Source organism: Clostridium sp. TW13, assembly GCF_024345225.1.
Lineage (GTDB): Bacteria > Bacillota > Clostridia > Clostridiales > Clostridiaceae > Inconstantimicrobium > Inconstantimicrobium mannanitabidum.
This window is the reverse complement of sequence record NZ_BROD01000001.1, coordinates 1,935,131-1,951,690: the sequence shown is the minus strand read 5'-3', so window position 1 is coordinate 1,951,690 and position 16,560 is coordinate 1,935,131. Positions and strand designations below refer to the sequence as shown.

Below are 16,560 nucleotides of genomic sequence, written 5' to 3'. Positions count from 1 at the left end.
AATCAAATTATATATGTTATTAATATATCAACAACTTGCCTTTTATTATAGAAATATGATAAAATATCACTTGGTTTGTTATATTTTTATAATTTCATAGGAAAAATATATTTAAACAAAAATGTTTTACAAGCTTATTGGGGAATATATAACTAAATAGGAGGACATTTATGAACTTATTTAAGAAAAAATCAGTTGAAAAGATACTGGAGAGTGCACAAAAGACGGATTTAAAGAAGAATCTTAAAGCAAAAGACATTGCTGCCTTTGGTATTGGTGCAGTAGTAGGAGTTGGTATATTTGTTGCCACAGGAACAGGAGCACATTTAGCTGGTCCAGCAGTAATTGTTTCATTTATAATTGCGGGGATAATAGCTTGTCTTTGCGGTCTATGTTATTGCGAGTTGTCAACCATGTTTCCTGTAGCGGGAAGTACATATTCATATTCTTATATAGTATTTGGTGAAATAGTTGCTATGATAATTGGTTGGTGCTTAACTGCAGAATATTTAGTTGCTTGCAGTGCAGTTGCATCAGGATGGTCAGGAACTTTTGTTGGTATATTAAAGTCGTTAGGAATAGAACTACCTAAAGCATTTATTGCTTCGCCAAGCAATGGTGGAATAGTAGACTTACCAGCTATATTAGTCATAGCTTTAATAACAATACTATTATCTTATGGTATGAAAGAAAGTGCTAAGATTAATAATATTATAGTTGGTGTAAAAATAGCTATAATTCTTGTATTTATAATATTAGGAGTAACTCATATTGATCCAGCTAATTATCAACCTTTTGCTCCATATGGATTTAAGGGAATATTTGCAGCTACAGCTACAATATTTTTCTCATTTATAGGGTTTGATGCTATATCAACGGCAGCAGAGGAGGCTGAAAATCCTAAAAGGGATATTCCAGTGGGCCTTATATCTTGCTTAGTGGTAGTTACATTGCTTTATGTTTCTGTTGCAGTTGTGCTTACAGGAATGGTTCCTTTTAAGGAAATTGTTTCAGAAAATGCTGTACCAGGAGCTTTGGCTAGGGTTGGTATTAAATGGGGAGCAGCATTGGTAGGAACAGGAGCTATACTTGGAATGATTTCTACAATAATGGTAGTTCTTTATGGTCAAGTTAGAGTGTTTATGGTTATGTCAAGGGATGGACTTTTACCAAAAGTATTTTCAAAGGTACATCCAACACATAAAACACCATATGTTTCAACAATAGTAACTGGAAGCATAGCAGCTGTAATAGCTGGATTTTTACCATTAGATCTTATAGTACAATTCTTAAGTATAGGAACACTATTAGGATTTATAGTTGTATGCTTAGCAATTATAGTACTTAGAAGAACTATGCCAAATTATAAAAGAATATTTACAACTCCAGGAGTACCGTTTACTCCAGCAATAGCTATAGTATGTTGTGTAGTTTTATTAAGCAGATTACACATAATAACTTGGTTAGGTTTCTTAGTTTGGCTTGCTATAGGAATAGTTGTTTATTTTGTTTATGGTAGAAAGCATAGCCTACTTCAAAGAGATGAAGAAGCTGAAGAGTTAGAGTAAGTTTTATCAAAATTTTAAAATAGGATTCAATCAAAGAGTGTAATAAATTCTTATATAAGTGATTTATTACACTCTTTTAAATTTATTTTGAAAATGTATGCTGTAGTATAATTTGATGTTACAATATAGAATATATGGATAAAAAATAATGTTAGAAAAAAATAATTAATAAAGGTAGTGGTGAGATATGTATGAGGAAATTGAGAAAAAGTTAGGTGGAAAAATACAAGGGGTTAAAGTGCTAAAATCAGGATGGTCAGGAGAAATAATCTCTATAAATGTATCTAATTGCACAAATAAATATATAATTAAAACCTATAAAAGTAGTACAGAGGGCCTTGAAAATATAAAAAGAGAGTGGATGGGATTAAATCTTTTATACAATGCAAATTATCCTGTTCCTAGGCCCATATTAAATAGTTATGAAAATAATAGTGAACCTTATTTAGTTATGGAAGAAATAGATGGAGATAATTTGTGGACATGCTATACTAAATCATCTAATGAAGATAAAGGAATATTAATTGATAAATTTGTAGAAACATTTTATAAACTACATCAATTAGATGTATCTATAGTAGAAAAAAAATATCTTGAAGATTTAACAGATAGTTTTATAAAAAAAGAAATTAATGATATAGGAGAATTGATAGAAAAAAATAATTTCTATAGTTTTCTAGAAGTAATTAGTTGGTTGAATAACAATATGAAAATTATTAATAAAAATACATTATCTATAATTCATAGAGATTATCATCCATGGAATGTAATTGTGGATAGCAGTGAGAAAGTTTATGTAATTGATTTACTTTGGGGAATTGGAGATTATAGGTTTGATTTAGCATGGACATGTACACTTATGGAGAGAAGTGGATATAACGATTTTAGTGATAAATTACTAAAAAAGTATGAAGAATTAAAAGGTAAGAGTATTGAGGATTTTGAGTATTTTAAAGTATTAGCTACATTAAGATGGTTAGTGAATGTTAATATTTCTTTGCACACAGGTGAAAATCTTAATGAAACAAGAAAAGAAGAATTTAAGGCATTTATTTTGCCACTTATACAAAATGGTTTAAAATTGATAGAAAATAGTACTCATATAAGTATTACAATTTGACCGTATATCTTGCAATTATGCTTTTGTTGAACTAAAATAGTTCTATTGTTAATAAAAACATAGGAAGTATTGATAGGGAGCATCTTTATTATAAGATGCTTTTTTCGATTAAGCATCTGAAAGTGAATAGCATATAAACTATGTACTTCCAGATGTCTTAGTGAAATGAGGTGAATGTTAAGTGAAAATAGATGAGTTTGAAAACATAATACTAAAGGAAGCCTATGATTTTATGATCAAAGAAGGTAGAAAGCATTATGAAAACGGGCTAGTTAAAAAGGTTAGAGGAAAGAAGTTTGAAGAGTTCTATTCTCTTTATGGTGAGGTTGAAAATGAGCTGCCTAAGGCAGTTTTTAATACTTATATAAAAATAGATTTGAATAAAAAATGTATTGAAAAAACTCAATGTGATTGTAGTACATTTAAAGGTTTGTCTGCCAATAAGAAAAACTTTTTATGTAGTCATTTAACAGCAACAGTTTATAAATTCTTAAAGGAAGTAAAGAAAAATACCAAACTAGATGCAAGTGCAGAAAAGAAATCTGCGTCTAATATTAAATTGATCAGAAAAAATTTAAGTAATTCTATTCATTATGAGTTGCGTGCAAATCTAGGAAGTGATAAAACTATAGTTCAACCAGAAAAATTAAGAGAAGTTTTAAATAAAATGACCAACCAAAAAATTAAGTTTACCTACGAGCATTTAGAAATAACCTCAATAATAATAAATAAGAATCTCCCATTAAAATTTACTGTAAAAGAAAGAAATGGACAAATAGTGATAACTAGTCATAAGAAATTACCAATACCACTAACAGCTAATAATGATGTGTATTTTTTTGAAAATGAATTGTATCTACCTTCTAGAGAGCAGATAGATAAGTATTTACCAATATATAATAAACTTAAAAATAGCAATGAATTAGTATATCCATTGAATATAGAATACTACAACAAAGTGATTTCACAATTAAATTCAATTTCTTGTAATATTGATATTAGAGAAGAATTAAAGAATTTTGCAGCACAATATAATAAAGTTGATTTTGTCTTATACAAAGAGTTAGATAAAGTTTATTGTAAGGTATATGTGATTTACGGCAATAAGAAAGTTGATATATTAGAAGATAGTAGAGAGCTGGCTATAAGATATAGGAAAAGAGAAGAATTGCTTCTAATTAAAATATGTACTCATAAATTTGTAAGACGAGAAGGCAAATTAGAGTTTATAGGTGATGATGAGGATTTATTTAATATATTAAAAAATAAAAATGAAGAGTTGAGTTCATTAGGAAATCTAGTTCTTAAAGAAAGTGCAAATAAGTTAATATATAATCATAATTCTATTTCAACTAATTTATATGAAGAAGATGGATTTTATAAAATAGCCTATCATATTGAAAATTTTCAATATAAAGAATTGAATAGCGCCTATGAGGCTTTTAAATCTAAAAAAAGTTTTTATAAAAGCAAACATGGTTTTTTAGACTTGGAAGATGATGGAGTAAGAAATCTTTTTAATTTAGTAGATGGGATTAACTTTAAAGAAAGTATAGAAAATGAAGTTATTACTATTGATAAAAACAAAGGAATGTATTTAAGAGAATTAGCCAAAACTCTTCCTAGGTTATCAGGTATTGAAAACTTAGAAGATATAGAAGAGGTTTTAAGGGAAGAAGTAAACATTCCTAAAAATTTTAAAGGGACTCTTAGAAGTTATCAGATAGAAGGTTATAAATGGTTGAAGCATTTAAGTAAATTAGGGTTAGGTGGTATTTTAGCAGATGAAATGGGGCTAGGAAAAACAATTCAAACTATTGCCTTTGTTTTATCTGAAGTAGGGAAGAGGTTTATTATTGTTGCTCCAACTTCTTTAATTTATAATTGGGAAGCTGAATTTATGAAATTTGCTAATTCATTAAAAATAGGAGTTGTTCATGGTAGCGGCAGAGACAAGGTATTGAAAAATATACAGGATTATGATGTAATATTGACCACTTATGGCACTCTTAAAAGTGATAGTGATTGTTATCAAAGCATTAGTTTTGATTATTGTTTTATAGATGAAGCTCAGAACATTAAAAATTATGAAGCAGAGAATTCAAGAACAGTAAAAAGAATTAATAGCAAAGTTAATTTTGCGTTGACAGGAACTCCTATAGAAAATAACTTGATGGAGCTTTGGAGTATTTTTGATTTTGTAAATCCAGGATATTTATATACTAATGAGGAATTTAAAAGAAAATTCGTCATAGAAGATACAAACTTGGATACTCTTAAGTCTCTTATAAATCCTTTCATATTGAGGCGAACCAAAATAGAAGTTGCAAAGGATTTACCAGATAAGATTGAAAAGCAAATTCTCGTTGAAATGACAAGGGAACAAAGTGATATCTACAAGGCATATACAAAATCTATTAAAGAGAAGCTTATTATAAAAGAAAAAAATAAAATAGAAGTCTTTTCGTATTTAACAAAGTTGAGACAAATTTGTTTGGATCCTAGCCTTATTGTTGAGGATTATGTTGGTGAGAGTGGTAAAGTTAAAGTCGCATTAAAGTTAATAGAGGATGCTGAAGGCAAGGTGCTGCTTTTCTCACAATTCACTTCTGTATTAGATAAATTAGCAAAAATGTTAGAAGAAAAAAATATTAACTATTTTCATATAGATGGTAAAACTCCGTCAAAAACTAGAATTGATAGGGTTCATGATTTTAACAATAGTACAGGAAAAAATGTGTTTTTAATCTCTTTAAAGGCAGGTGGTACAGGATTAAACCTTACATCAGCAACCACTGTTATTCATTTTGATCCATGGTGGAATCCTGCGGTAGAAGATCAAGCGACAGATAGAGCACATAGAATTGGACAAAAACATGTAGTGGAAGTAATAAAGCTTATAGCAAAAGGTACTATAGAAGAAAAAATTGTATTATTACAAGAAGATAAAAAAGAATTAATTGATAATATAATTACAGGCCAATTAAAGGAAACTAATTTAATTAATAAATTATCCCAAGAAGACGTATTACGGTTAATAATGTAGGGGAGTTTATCTATATTAAATAGAGATTAAAAAGGTAAAAAATAAATTGATGTGGTATGACATGGAAAATTATGATATAATAATTTATATCTACAATATTTTCTAGAGATGTATTTGCAATGGATGTATTTGCAATTAAGGGGGGACAATCTATGCAAGTAAATTGGCAGGTTGTTGGTATAGGTTTATGTCGTCAGATGGGGATTCATGAATTTAACCAAAATAGAAATATATTAAGACTTTCAACAGGACTTAGAATAAATAGTGCAGCTGATGATCCAGCTGGTTTAGCCATATCAGAAAGAATGAGAGCCCAGATAAGAGGATTAAACATGGCTTCAAGGAATGCACAGGATGCTGTATCTATGGTTCAAACAGCTGATGGAGCATTAAGTGAGGTTCATTCTATGTTACAAAGAATGAATGAATTGGCAACAGAAAGTGCAAATGGTACCATGACAGATAAGGATAGAGAAGCTTTAAATAAAGAGTATAAACAGCTTTTAGATCAAATTGATACCACAGGTGATCAAACAGAGTTTAATGATAAGCACGTATTTAAAGATGATTCTAATGGTGGGAATAACAATTCTTCACATAAAGTTCAGATTCAAGTTGGAGCCAATGAAGGTCAAACTATTGATATAAATATGGAACCTATGAATTCTGCGGTTTTAGGACTAAAGAATACTAATATTTCAACACAAGAAGATGCTCAAAAAGTTCTTACAAAAGTTAAGGACGCTATAAATCATGTGTCTCTTCAAAGGGCAGATTATGGAGCAGCTCAAAATAGGCTAGAACATATAATTGATTATACAGATAATTATGCAGAAAACTTGACAGATGCTGAATCAAGAATTAGAGATGCTGATATGGCTAAGGAATCTATGGAGTTTGCTAAGAATAAGATTTTAATGCAAGCAACTCAAAGTCTTTTTGTGCAAGTTAGAAAACAGCAAGAAAGTATAATTGACTTAATAAAATCTATGATGTAGAATGCATTTAATTAGAATTTGAATTGGAGGAATGATTATGCCATTTATTAATTCAAAAATTACTGGAAAGTTATCTAAGGAAAAAAAGGATTTTATTAAGAAAAAACTTGGAGAGATAATAACAAACATACCAGGGAAAAGTGAAGAATATCTTATGGTTGGATTTCAAGATCAATATTCTTTATATTTCAAAGGAAAAGAACTAGAATATGGTGCATTTGTTGAAGTAAAGATTTTTGGTAAAGCACCTAAGGACTCTTTAGAAAAAGTTACAAAGGAAATATGTAGCCTTTATGAAGAAGAACTTAATATCCCACAAGATTGTATTTACATTACTTATCAAGAGATTGAGAACTGGGGCTATGATGGCTTCAATTTTTAAATAAAGATTTATTATCAAACTATATATGTTAAAAGACTGCTCAATTGAGTGGTTTTTTATTTTTAACTGAAACATGCTATAATGTTAAATAGATTAAATACTTTGGGGGATATATACATCAATGAATGCAATAAGACATTTTAAGACTATAACAAACCATAAAATATTAGTAATGATAGGTTGCTTTAAGGTGGGTTTATATAAGCAAGGCTTACTTCATGACTTATCAAAGTATACATGGGTTGAGTTTTCAGCAGGGATAAAATATTATAAGGGATATGTTAGCCCAAATGGTGTACAAAAGATTAAAGAAGGATATTCAAAAGCATGGCTTCATCATAAAGGAAGGAATAAACATCATTTCGAATATTGGATTGATTATGGCATTAGTGAAGCTGATGGCTTAATGGGAATGAACATGCCTACTAAGTATGTTGTAGAGATGTTTATAGATAGAATGTCAGCCTCAAAAAATTATTTGAAGGAAAAATATACAGACAAGAGTCCACTTGAATATTATGAAGCTAGAAAAGATTATTATGTTTTACATAAAGAAACTAGGAAAACCTTAGAAATGTTATTAAATAGATTAGCCAATGATGGCGAGAAAGTTACATTAAAATATATTAAAAATGAACTTTTAAAATAAATAAAATCAGTTGTTGTTAAAGTATAAAGGCTTTGATAACAGCTGATTTTTTGCATAATATTATTTATTAAAAAGATAATAGATAATATAATTAGTATTCAAGTAAAGGAATTGATTTTGATAGAATTTAAAATATATTAACTAGTAGTTATGGAGGAGTAAATGAGAAGAGTAAAAAGGTTTTTGGCATTTAGCATAGTGATATTCATGGTTAGTAACATGAAAATAAAATACAACAATGTTATAAGTGTTGCATCATTTCGTAGAGGACCTATAAAGGTAGCTGTGTTTCTGTTGGATTTTACTGACGACTTTATTTCAGAAATACGTGCAAGTTTAGAAGATATACAAAAACAAAATCCTGGCAAGATTGAATATACTTTTTATGATGGTAAATCAAATCAAGCTGTACAAGATGCAAGTATTGATAAAGTTCTTAAGGAAGGAACAGATCTAATATTGTTGAATATTGTTAACAGAGAACATGCTCAATCAGTTATAAATGAAATAAAAGAAGTAAATATACCAGTGATCTTGTTTAATAGAGAACCACTTACACCTTTGCCTATTCAATCGTATAGCAGAGCATTATACATAGGGACAGATCAAAAAGGAGCTGGTATTCTGCAAGGAAAAATGTTAACTGATGTATGGAACAGCAGTAAAAAGTATATTGATAAAAATAATGACAATGTAATGCAATATGTTATGTTACAAGGAGAAAATAATAATACAGAAGCGATTGATAGAACAAGGTATTCTGTTTCTTCAATTGAAGGTTCTGACATTAAGACTCAACAAATTGCTTTAAAAATTTGCAATTGGCTTGAAGAACCAGCTTATGAGGCTGTTAAAGCGCTACTTAGTAAATATGGCAACCAAATTGAAGTTATAATATCTAACGATGACACAATGGCTATTGGTGCTATTAAAGCTTTACAAGACTATGGATACAATGAAGGCGATAAATTTAAAACAGTTCCAGTTGTTGGAGTAGATGTAACTATCCAAGCTAAAGAATTAATTAATAAAGGGTATATGTTAGGTTCTGTATATCAAAAGCCTAGAGAATATGCAGATGCTTTGTATGTTTGTGGAATGAATTTGATTGAGAGAAGAATTCCTACTTATGGTACCAAATATGAACTTGATGATACAAAGGTTTCTATTCGAATTGCACTTACAGATTATTATTACAAGAATATGTATTTATAATATCTGAAAAGTCTTTATCCTAAGTTATTAATTTAACTTAAGATAAGGGCTTTTCGAGAGAATAGATAGATTTGTGTAATTAGCATTTAATATTACTGGAAATTTTAATCTTCAGTAATATTTTTTTATATCAAGAGATACTAAAAATGTTTCTTTTGCACTTTTTTAGTATCTTAATGGAATCAAATATTATGCATAGAAGTTATAAGAAGTACAAGCTATTAAGCTAATTCATCTTTTAATTGATCTTCGAAAATTATTGATAGTTCCGCTAGCGTAGCTCCCCAATTATGTATTGGTTGGCTCCATTTCTCCATTACTTCCATAGTCGCTAAATAGACACATTTATTCAAGGATTCATCTGTTGGAAAGATTACTCTAACCTTGGTGAATTTTCGTATTTGACGATTAAATCCTTCTAAAGCATTAGTAGTATAGATCATTTTTCTTATAGTTGGAGAAAATTCGAAGAAGGTTGATAGATTACTCCAATTGTTATACCAAGAATCAATTACTATGCCATATTTATCACCCCATAGCTCTTTTAAGTTATCTAGCCGCGCCAACGCGAGTTGTTCGGTTGAAGCCTTATAAACTTCCTTCAAATCTTTTATAAAAGCTTTCTTATCTTTAGAGGCTATATATTTAATTGAATTTCTTATTTGATGAACAATACATGTTTGTATATTAACAGAAGGAAACACAGTTTTTATAGCTTGTGGTAGTCCTTTTAACCCATCCATGCAAGCAATTAAAATTTCCTTAACACCTCTATTTTTTAAGTCATTACATATTCCTAACCAGAATTTAGCGCCTTCTGCCTCATCAACCCATATACCTAATATATCTTTATATCCATCCATTGAATAACCTAGACAAATATAGACAGCTTTATTTACAATCTTGCCATTGCTTCTTACTTTAAAATACATTGCGTCTAGGTATATTATAGGATAGATTTTATCTAATGCTCTATTTTGCCATTCGGTAGCGCTAGCTAATACTTTATCTGTTATTTTTGACACCATAGATGGTGATATCGTTATTCCATATAGGTCTTCAATTTCAGCTTGAATATCACTGGTACTCATTCCTTTAGCATACAAAGATATGATTTTTTTATCTAGTTCAGTACAAACAGTTTCATATTTTTTTATGATTTGAGGTTCAAATTCAGCATTTCTGTCACGGGGTACGTCTAATTCGACGTCACCGAAGGAACTCCTCAAATTTTTGCTACTATAACCATTTCTATAATTCTTTTTAGTAGTTTCACAATCTTCAGTACGCTCATATTTATTTCTTCCTAAGTGTTCTTCCATCTCACCTTCTAAAATATTTTCAAGGACATCTTTCACTAATCTTTGTATTAGACCATCCTTGCCCATAACATCGTCAATTGTCTTACATTTTTTCACTTCTTCATTGTAATTAAAGTTTGAATCAATTTGTTTTGTCATAATAATTCCTCCTAAATTTATAAGTATATTATTCCAAATCCACCAACTCTTCATACAAAAAAATAGTAGATAGATTTGTTTTTACACAAATCTATCTACTGTCCCGGCTTTTCAGGTTTAATTATATTTATATATATAAATCCATTATTATTTCATCATCAAATTCACCATTTATATTGAAGAAATCTTTATGAATTCCGACTTTTTGGAATCCGCATTTTTCATATAATTTAATTGCATTATGATTACTTGCTTTTACACCAAGGCTGATGTTTTTTATTGTATTATGATTCTTTGCAAAGTTTATCAGTGAATCCATAACAAAGCGACCAATTCCAATATTCCAATATTCTTTTTTTACTGAAATAGCAATCTCACTATTATGAGAAATTCTCTTTCTACCGAAGCTGCTGATTTGGGCTATACTGACAATCTTATTATCAATTAATCCTATAATCATTAATATATTAGGGTTCTTACTGATATTTTCAATGTGTGATATTTCTTGTTCAACAGTAAGATTAAACTCACCTTCTCCAAATAGCAGGTTATTACTTTCTCCACCAACAATATTTAGATATTCAATCATATCTTTTGCATCCTCTGAGGTAGGTTGTCTTAATATTAAATTTTCACCATTTTTTAAGATCGTTTTACTAATTATATTCATTTGCTAACCTCCCATTTGACTGAAGTACTTACTAATATTACGATTATATCATAAAAATGGATGCTATGTTATAATTATTAATATATAAAGCTAAATAAGTATAGAGGAGAGAAAACTGAAATGGAACAACAAGAGCTACAAAGCAAAATACTAATGGATTTACTAACTAAGATTAAGCAAGGGGATAAGGAATCATCAAAACAGTTTCTCGATAGTTTGGAGAAGAATGGAGCTCCGCTGATTGAAAATATTGAAGGAGATACGGAAAATAATTTGGTGACATTTATATATAAAGCTAAGGAAGAGATAGATAATGTGTTATTAATTTCTCCAGTTACATTCAATGATTTGCAACAATGTAAAATGGAGCAGATTTTAGATACTAATTTATGGTATAAAACTTTAAAAATAAAAAATGAACTTCGAATTTTTTATTATTTTTCTATTAATGATTCCTTTGATAATGATTGGGAAAGACGATTCAAAGAATCAAAACATGATGAATTTAATGATAATGCTACCGTCTTTAAAAATGTTCTTGAAAATCAGGATAAATTAATATCATATGTGATAATGCCAAATGCTAAGAAGGATTTTTGGACAAAGAAAAGGGAAAATTCTTTTACAGGGGCTATACATGAATATCAATTTGAAAGTAAAATACTCAATAACCAGCATAGAATTAGAATTTACATCCCTTATAATTATGATCCTGAAAAATCATACTCTTATTTGTTACTAACTGATGGAAATGAATATATTGATATTCTTTCTGCACCTACAACTTTAGATAATCTAATACTGGATGAGAAAATACCACCAATTGTTGCTATATTTATTGATTCATATGAAGAAACAAGAAGACAAGAATTAAGGTGTAGTGATAACTTTGGTGATATGATTGTGAAAGAATTAATTCCATGGGTAAGAAGTAAATATAATATCTCTAATATGTCCAGTGAAGCAGTAATTGGAGGTCTTAGTTTGGGTGGGTTAACGGCATCATATGTAGGCTTAAAACACTCAGAAGTATTTGGAAATGTACTTTCACAGTCAGGATCTTATTGGTATGATCCGGAAGGTAATAAAGAAGGAGAATGCTGGTTAGGTGAACAGTATAATCAAATTGAGAAATTACCACTTAAGTTTTACTTAAATGTAGGGGTGCTTGAAAATGAAAAACAGATGATCGGCACAAATGTAAAACTAAGAGATATGCTGCTTGCAAAGGGTTATGATGTGTATTTTGAGCAGTTTAATAGTGGACATGACTATCTGAGCTGGGGAGAAACTTTGGCTAGTGGATTAATTTCGCTTATAGGGTTTGAAAAACAATAAGAAATAACTTAGGTAAAGGATAATTGGAAAGTTGAAAAATATTTTGTAAGATGTTTTTGATTTTAAGAAAGTGAGAGGTATATGGTAGAAGTAATAAATTTATGTAAATCATTTAAGGATAAAATTATTTTTAAGGATTTCAATTTAGGGGTAGAAGATGGAGAGTTTATTGGGATAGTTGGGAAAAGTGGACAAGGCAAAACCACTCTTTTGAATATAATTGGTACACTAGAAAAAGCTGACTCAGGTATTGTAAAAATAATGGGCAAAGAAATAGCTACAAGGAAAGAAAAAAGAATATTATTAAGAGATCGTTTAGGCTTTGTTTTTCAGAACTATGCTTTAGTTGACAATGCATCAGTAAATGAAAATCTAGAGATTGCTCTCAAGCATAAAAAAATGAATAGGAAGCAAAAATATTATGCTATAGCGTTAGCATTAAAAGATGTAGGGCTCGATAATTATGGAGATAAAATAGTCCATACTCTAAGTGGAGGAGAGCAACAACGTATAGCTATTGCTAGATTATTGCTTAAAGATCCAGCTCTAATTCTAGCAGATGAGCCAACTGGATCATTAGATATTGAAAATCGTGATGTTGTTGTTGCTTTATTTGAAAAATTGCATAAACAAGGAAAGACTATTATTATGGTTACTCATGACAAAAATCTAGCTAAATTCTTTTCAAGAACCATAGAATTATAATGGAGGAATGATTATGAAAAAATTAATCTTTCTTCTATTTACAATTTCGTTTATAGTTATAAATTTTTTATCTATAAAACAATTTGAGTATATACAATTTCAATCTTTCAATAATAATGTGGCGGATGAAAGATGGAATATTACTATTAAAAATGGAAATCCCCAAAAAAGTAAATCGGAAAATTTTCGTTTATTAGAGAATATAGCAACTCAAACAAAAATAAACATTCAACGAGCATCTTACGAAAATGATGGAGTTAATAAAGGGAAAACAGTATACTACGTGGCTTTATTCGAAAATGATAAATACTTTAAAAATTTAAAGTTAAAGACGGGTAGATTTTTAAATGTTAATAGTGACAAAGATGATTTTCTTTCCACAGTAAAAACTAATAATAATCATCAAGTAGGGCAACTAGAAATTTTTCATAGCTTTGATCCAATAGAAATTCGACCAATTGTTGCGGCTGAAAATACAAAGGATATCAAAGGTACCTATACAATAACTGGAGTAGATGATGCAGAAAAGTTTAAAAAAGTAGCTTCAGAATATGGATTTACAGTTGAAACTTCAAAAGATGAAGCGAGGTATGAATTTGCCCAATATCCCTATCAAGATATGATGTATAAAGCAACAATAGTATTATGTTTATTAATAACTCTTGCAATGCTATATGATACAATCAGTAATTATAAAGAAATAGCAGTAAGATATTTGTTTGGATATAATTTTGGGCAGATAGGAGCTTATTTATTTAGGAAATATATAAAAATTTTTATAAGCTCATTAGCAGTTAGTGTATTTGGTTTATTTGGATATTTATATTTTTACAATGGATTTCAACAATTGTTTCCTTTTTTATATTTTTGCTTAGAAAATACTATTCCATTATCTTTAGCTATATTTATAATTTTTATTGTTACATGGCTAGGGACTAAAACTATAAATATTCCTCAAATGATTAAGAACAAAAAGCCTATAAAATTTTTATTTTGTACAAATATTGTCATTAGACTTGTATTAGTTATTTTTCTCGTTTTGGAATTGCAACAAGGAATAAGTACTTTTTTTACTCTACAAAACACTGTTAATAAGCAACAAAAATGGTCTGTATTAAAAGGTTATTCTTATTTGGGCATAATTTCGAATTCTAAACAAGGATTATCAATGATTCAAACTGATGAAGAAAAACAACGGTTTAAACTAATGTATGAGGAATTAGAGTCAAAAGGAGCATTTTTTATTTCTCCATCTAACTACTATACAGATGGGCCTTCTACTTATTTAAATAAAAAGCCTTGGGGAATGGACGGAACAAAGGTTGAGATTAATAAAAATTATTTGACTGTTAATCCTATTGTTGGAATGAATAATAAGCCAATAGATATCCACGAGAACGGCAGTTCTAATGAAATAACTGTAATTGTACCTGCAAAGTTTAAACAGTATGAAAATGATATTAAAGCAACTATTGTAAATGACTATAGGGACATATACGGTAAAAAGCAATCTATTCCTCTAAATGTAAATATAATATTAGTTAAAAATAATCAATCATATTTTACATTCTCGACTAATATGGCAGCTGATAATAATTTTGAGATTATTGATCCAATTGCTATAGTGGTGAATAGCCAATTTGATCCTCAAATTTTAGCAGGAAGTATTTCTATGGGGTATGGATACTATACCAAAAATAGTGGCAATGCGAATCCTTTTAAAGAAACACAAGATACTTTAGAAAAATATAAATTTAATAATGAATGGCAACCTGTTTCAATAGCTTATTCTAATGTAGAATCAAGGATTGCAAATAATAAACAGTTACTAAGATTAATTACTGTTTACTGTGTATTATTCACAATTTTGACTATAATTTTACTATTCTTTTCATCGATGTATTATCTAGAACTAAATAAAAAATCATTAGCAATTCAATGGATTTTTGGGCATACATTTTTGGAAAAACACAGTTTAGTATATCTAGCCTTAGTAGTATTTTGGAATTTTATATTTGCTATTTGTTATTTAAAAATTAGTGATACCTTATTATTAATAAGAATAGTTTTATGTCTTGCATTTTTTGATATCATATTAATTAGTATAATTTTAAGTATAAAAGAGTGCAATATTGCAAAGCAGGTACTTATAGAAAGTTAATAAAGGAGGTTAAGTTTGTGAAAAATAGAAAAATAATAGCTATCTTTTTGAGCGCTACACTTGTTGTATTTTTAGGAATTTATTCATACATTTATTTTCAAAATAATAAAGGAAAAACTGCTGGCAAAGGTATGGGGATAAATCAAGTCCATAGAAGCATTGATAAAGGATTAAATAATCAAAATACAGGGTCAGATAATAAGTATTATGTTGTAGAAATTGTATATAATAATGGGAGCCGTGATTCAACATTTATTCCCCTAAAGCTTAATCCGGATTATAAGTGGGATTCTGATTTGCATGTTAGTACATCGCGTGATGATAATGGGAATCTGATAAACGGTGATAAAATTATTGAAATTAAGGATTTTGTTATTTCAGATAAAAATAAAGAAAAGATAAAAAGTATAGCTGGAGCAAAGAAGTATGAGGAAGCCTTAAAAGAAATAGAAGATACAGTAGAAGATAGAAAAAAAGAGGCTATAAAAAATGGAAAATTTAAAGGATAGCTTAAGTGTTATATATGATGTATAGATAATGTATATATCTATATAAGGTGATAAAGAAATGGAAAGGTAGATAAGGATGGAACATAAAAAAAGAGGCTATCCAGCTTGCAGCTATGTGCAAGAGATTTCATGAAGATTTAATGAATAAATGATGTGAATATAAAATAATTAGAAAAGCGTAGATTATTTAGATACCTTATCCAAGTAATCTACATTTTTTATTAGACTCTTATTCAAACAAGTCATTTATGATAGGAAGAATGTTTATAACTGGTTCATCATAAGGATGAATGTCTTTATTCATGTAATTCTAAAGGCAATCCGTCAGGATCACTAAAGAAAGTAAACTTTTTTTCTGTATAATCGTCTATTCTAATAGGTTCTGTTTCGATTCTATTTTTATTTAATTCAGCGATTACCTCTTCAATATTATCTACCTTAAAAGCAAGGTGCCTAAGACCACAAGCTTCAGGATGAGAAACTCTTTTAGGGGCATCTGGCATAGAGAATAGTTCTATTTCACTGTCACCAATTTTTAAATCTAATTTATATGATTTTCTGTCTTCTCTGTAATTTTCTCTAATGATTTCAAAGCCTAGTATCTTGGTATAAAAATTTTTAGATACTTCATAATTTGAAGCAATAATAGCAATGTGATGTATATGATTTAACTTCATGGTATTCCTCCTTAAAGTGGTTATTGATTTTATTAATTAATATACACTTATGTGACTATTAT

Annotated in this window: 14 protein-coding genes; 11 read left to right on the top strand and 3 right to left on the bottom strand. The window is 28.9% G+C overall.

Annotated features, from left to right (window positions below; all coding sequences use genetic code 11):
* Window positions 1–170 precede the first annotated feature (170 nt).
* The 7 genes from OCU47_RS09630 (at window position 171) to OCU47_RS09600 (ending at window position 8,978) form a co-directional block, all read left to right on the top strand.
* Window positions 171–1,568, top strand: coding sequence for an amino acid permease (locus OCU47_RS09630; protein ID WP_261828385.1), 1,398 nt, complete (start codon window positions 171–173; stop codon window positions 1,566–1,568).
* A 187-nt stretch (window positions 1,569–1,755) separates the two neighbouring features.
* Window positions 1,756–2,688, top strand: coding sequence for a phosphotransferase family protein (locus OCU47_RS09625; protein WP_261828384.1), 933 nt, complete (start codon window positions 1,756–1,758; stop codon window positions 2,686–2,688).
* 181 nt (window positions 2,689–2,869) lie between these two features.
* The gene (locus OCU47_RS09620) at window positions 2,870–5,734 is read left to right on the top strand and encodes a DEAD/DEAH box helicase (protein WP_261828383.1); all 2,865 of its coding nucleotides are present in this window, start codon (window positions 2,870–2,872) and stop codon (window positions 5,732–5,734) included.
* A 152-nt stretch (window positions 5,735–5,886) separates the two neighbouring features.
* Window positions 5,887–6,732 (top strand): flagellin N-terminal helical domain-containing protein, encoded by an 846-nt coding sequence (locus OCU47_RS09615; RefSeq protein ID WP_261828382.1) that lies wholly within the window; start codon window positions 5,887–5,889, stop codon window positions 6,730–6,732.
* Between the two features lie 37 nt (window positions 6,733–6,769).
* Window positions 6,770–7,114, top strand: coding sequence for a phenylpyruvate tautomerase MIF-related protein (locus OCU47_RS09610; RefSeq protein WP_261828381.1), 345 nt, complete (start codon window positions 6,770–6,772; stop codon window positions 7,112–7,114).
* A gap of 121 nt (window positions 7,115–7,235) precedes the next feature.
* A complete protein-coding gene (locus OCU47_RS09605; protein ID WP_261828380.1) occupies window positions 7,236–7,763 on the top strand; it encodes a DUF5662 family protein in 528 nt (175 codons plus the stop codon).
* Between the two features lie 162 nt (window positions 7,764–7,925).
* A complete protein-coding gene (locus tag OCU47_RS09600) occupies window positions 7,926–8,978 on the top strand; it encodes a galactose ABC transporter substrate-binding protein (RefSeq protein ID WP_261828379.1) in 1,053 nt (350 codons plus the stop codon).
* Window positions 8,979–9,199: 221 nt separating this feature from the next.
* On the opposite strand, the gene OCU47_RS09595 is transcribed toward OCU47_RS09600, so the two are convergent.
* Window positions 9,200–10,438 carry an IS256 family transposase gene (locus OCU47_RS09595; RefSeq protein WP_261828378.1) on the bottom strand — a complete coding sequence of 413 codons (1,239 nt, stop codon included), beginning with the start codon at window positions 10,436–10,438 and terminating at the stop codon, window positions 9,200–9,202.
* Between the two features lie 127 nt (window positions 10,439–10,565).
* The gene (locus tag OCU47_RS09590) at window positions 10,566–11,108 is read right to left on the bottom strand and encodes a GNAT family N-acetyltransferase (RefSeq protein WP_261828377.1); all 543 of its coding nucleotides are present in this window, start codon (window positions 11,106–11,108) and stop codon (window positions 10,566–10,568) included.
* 120 nt (window positions 11,109–11,228) lie between these two features.
* On the opposite strand from OCU47_RS09590, the gene OCU47_RS09585 reads away from it, so the two are divergent.
* The 4 genes from OCU47_RS09585 (at window position 11,229) to OCU47_RS09570 (ending at window position 15,821) form a co-directional block, all read left to right on the top strand.
* Window positions 11,229–12,446 (top strand): alpha/beta hydrolase, encoded by a 1,218-nt coding sequence (locus OCU47_RS09585; protein WP_261828376.1) that lies wholly within the window; start codon window positions 11,229–11,231, stop codon window positions 12,444–12,446.
* An 81-nt stretch (window positions 12,447–12,527) separates the two neighbouring features.
* Complete coding sequence (locus OCU47_RS09580; protein ID WP_261828375.1) at window positions 12,528–13,151, top strand: ATP-binding cassette domain-containing protein; 624 nt, start codon at window positions 12,528–12,530, stop codon at window positions 13,149–13,151.
* Between the two features lie 13 nt (window positions 13,152–13,164).
* A complete protein-coding gene (locus tag OCU47_RS09575; RefSeq protein ID WP_261828374.1) occupies window positions 13,165–15,312 on the top strand; it encodes a hypothetical protein in 2,148 nt (715 codons plus the stop codon).
* Between the two features lie 17 nt (window positions 15,313–15,329).
* Window positions 15,330–15,821 carry a hypothetical protein gene (locus tag OCU47_RS09570; RefSeq protein ID WP_261828373.1) on the top strand — a complete coding sequence of 164 codons (492 nt, stop codon included), beginning with the start codon at window positions 15,330–15,332 and terminating at the stop codon, window positions 15,819–15,821.
* 296 nt (window positions 15,822–16,117) lie between these two features.
* On the opposite strand, the gene gloA2 is transcribed toward OCU47_RS09570, so the two are convergent.
* The gene (gene gloA2 / locus OCU47_RS09565; RefSeq protein WP_261828372.1) at window positions 16,118–16,498 is read right to left on the bottom strand and encodes an SMU1112c/YaeR family gloxylase I-like metalloprotein; all 381 of its coding nucleotides are present in this window, start codon (window positions 16,496–16,498) and stop codon (window positions 16,118–16,120) included.
* Between the last annotated feature and the right edge of the window lie 62 nt (window positions 16,499–16,560).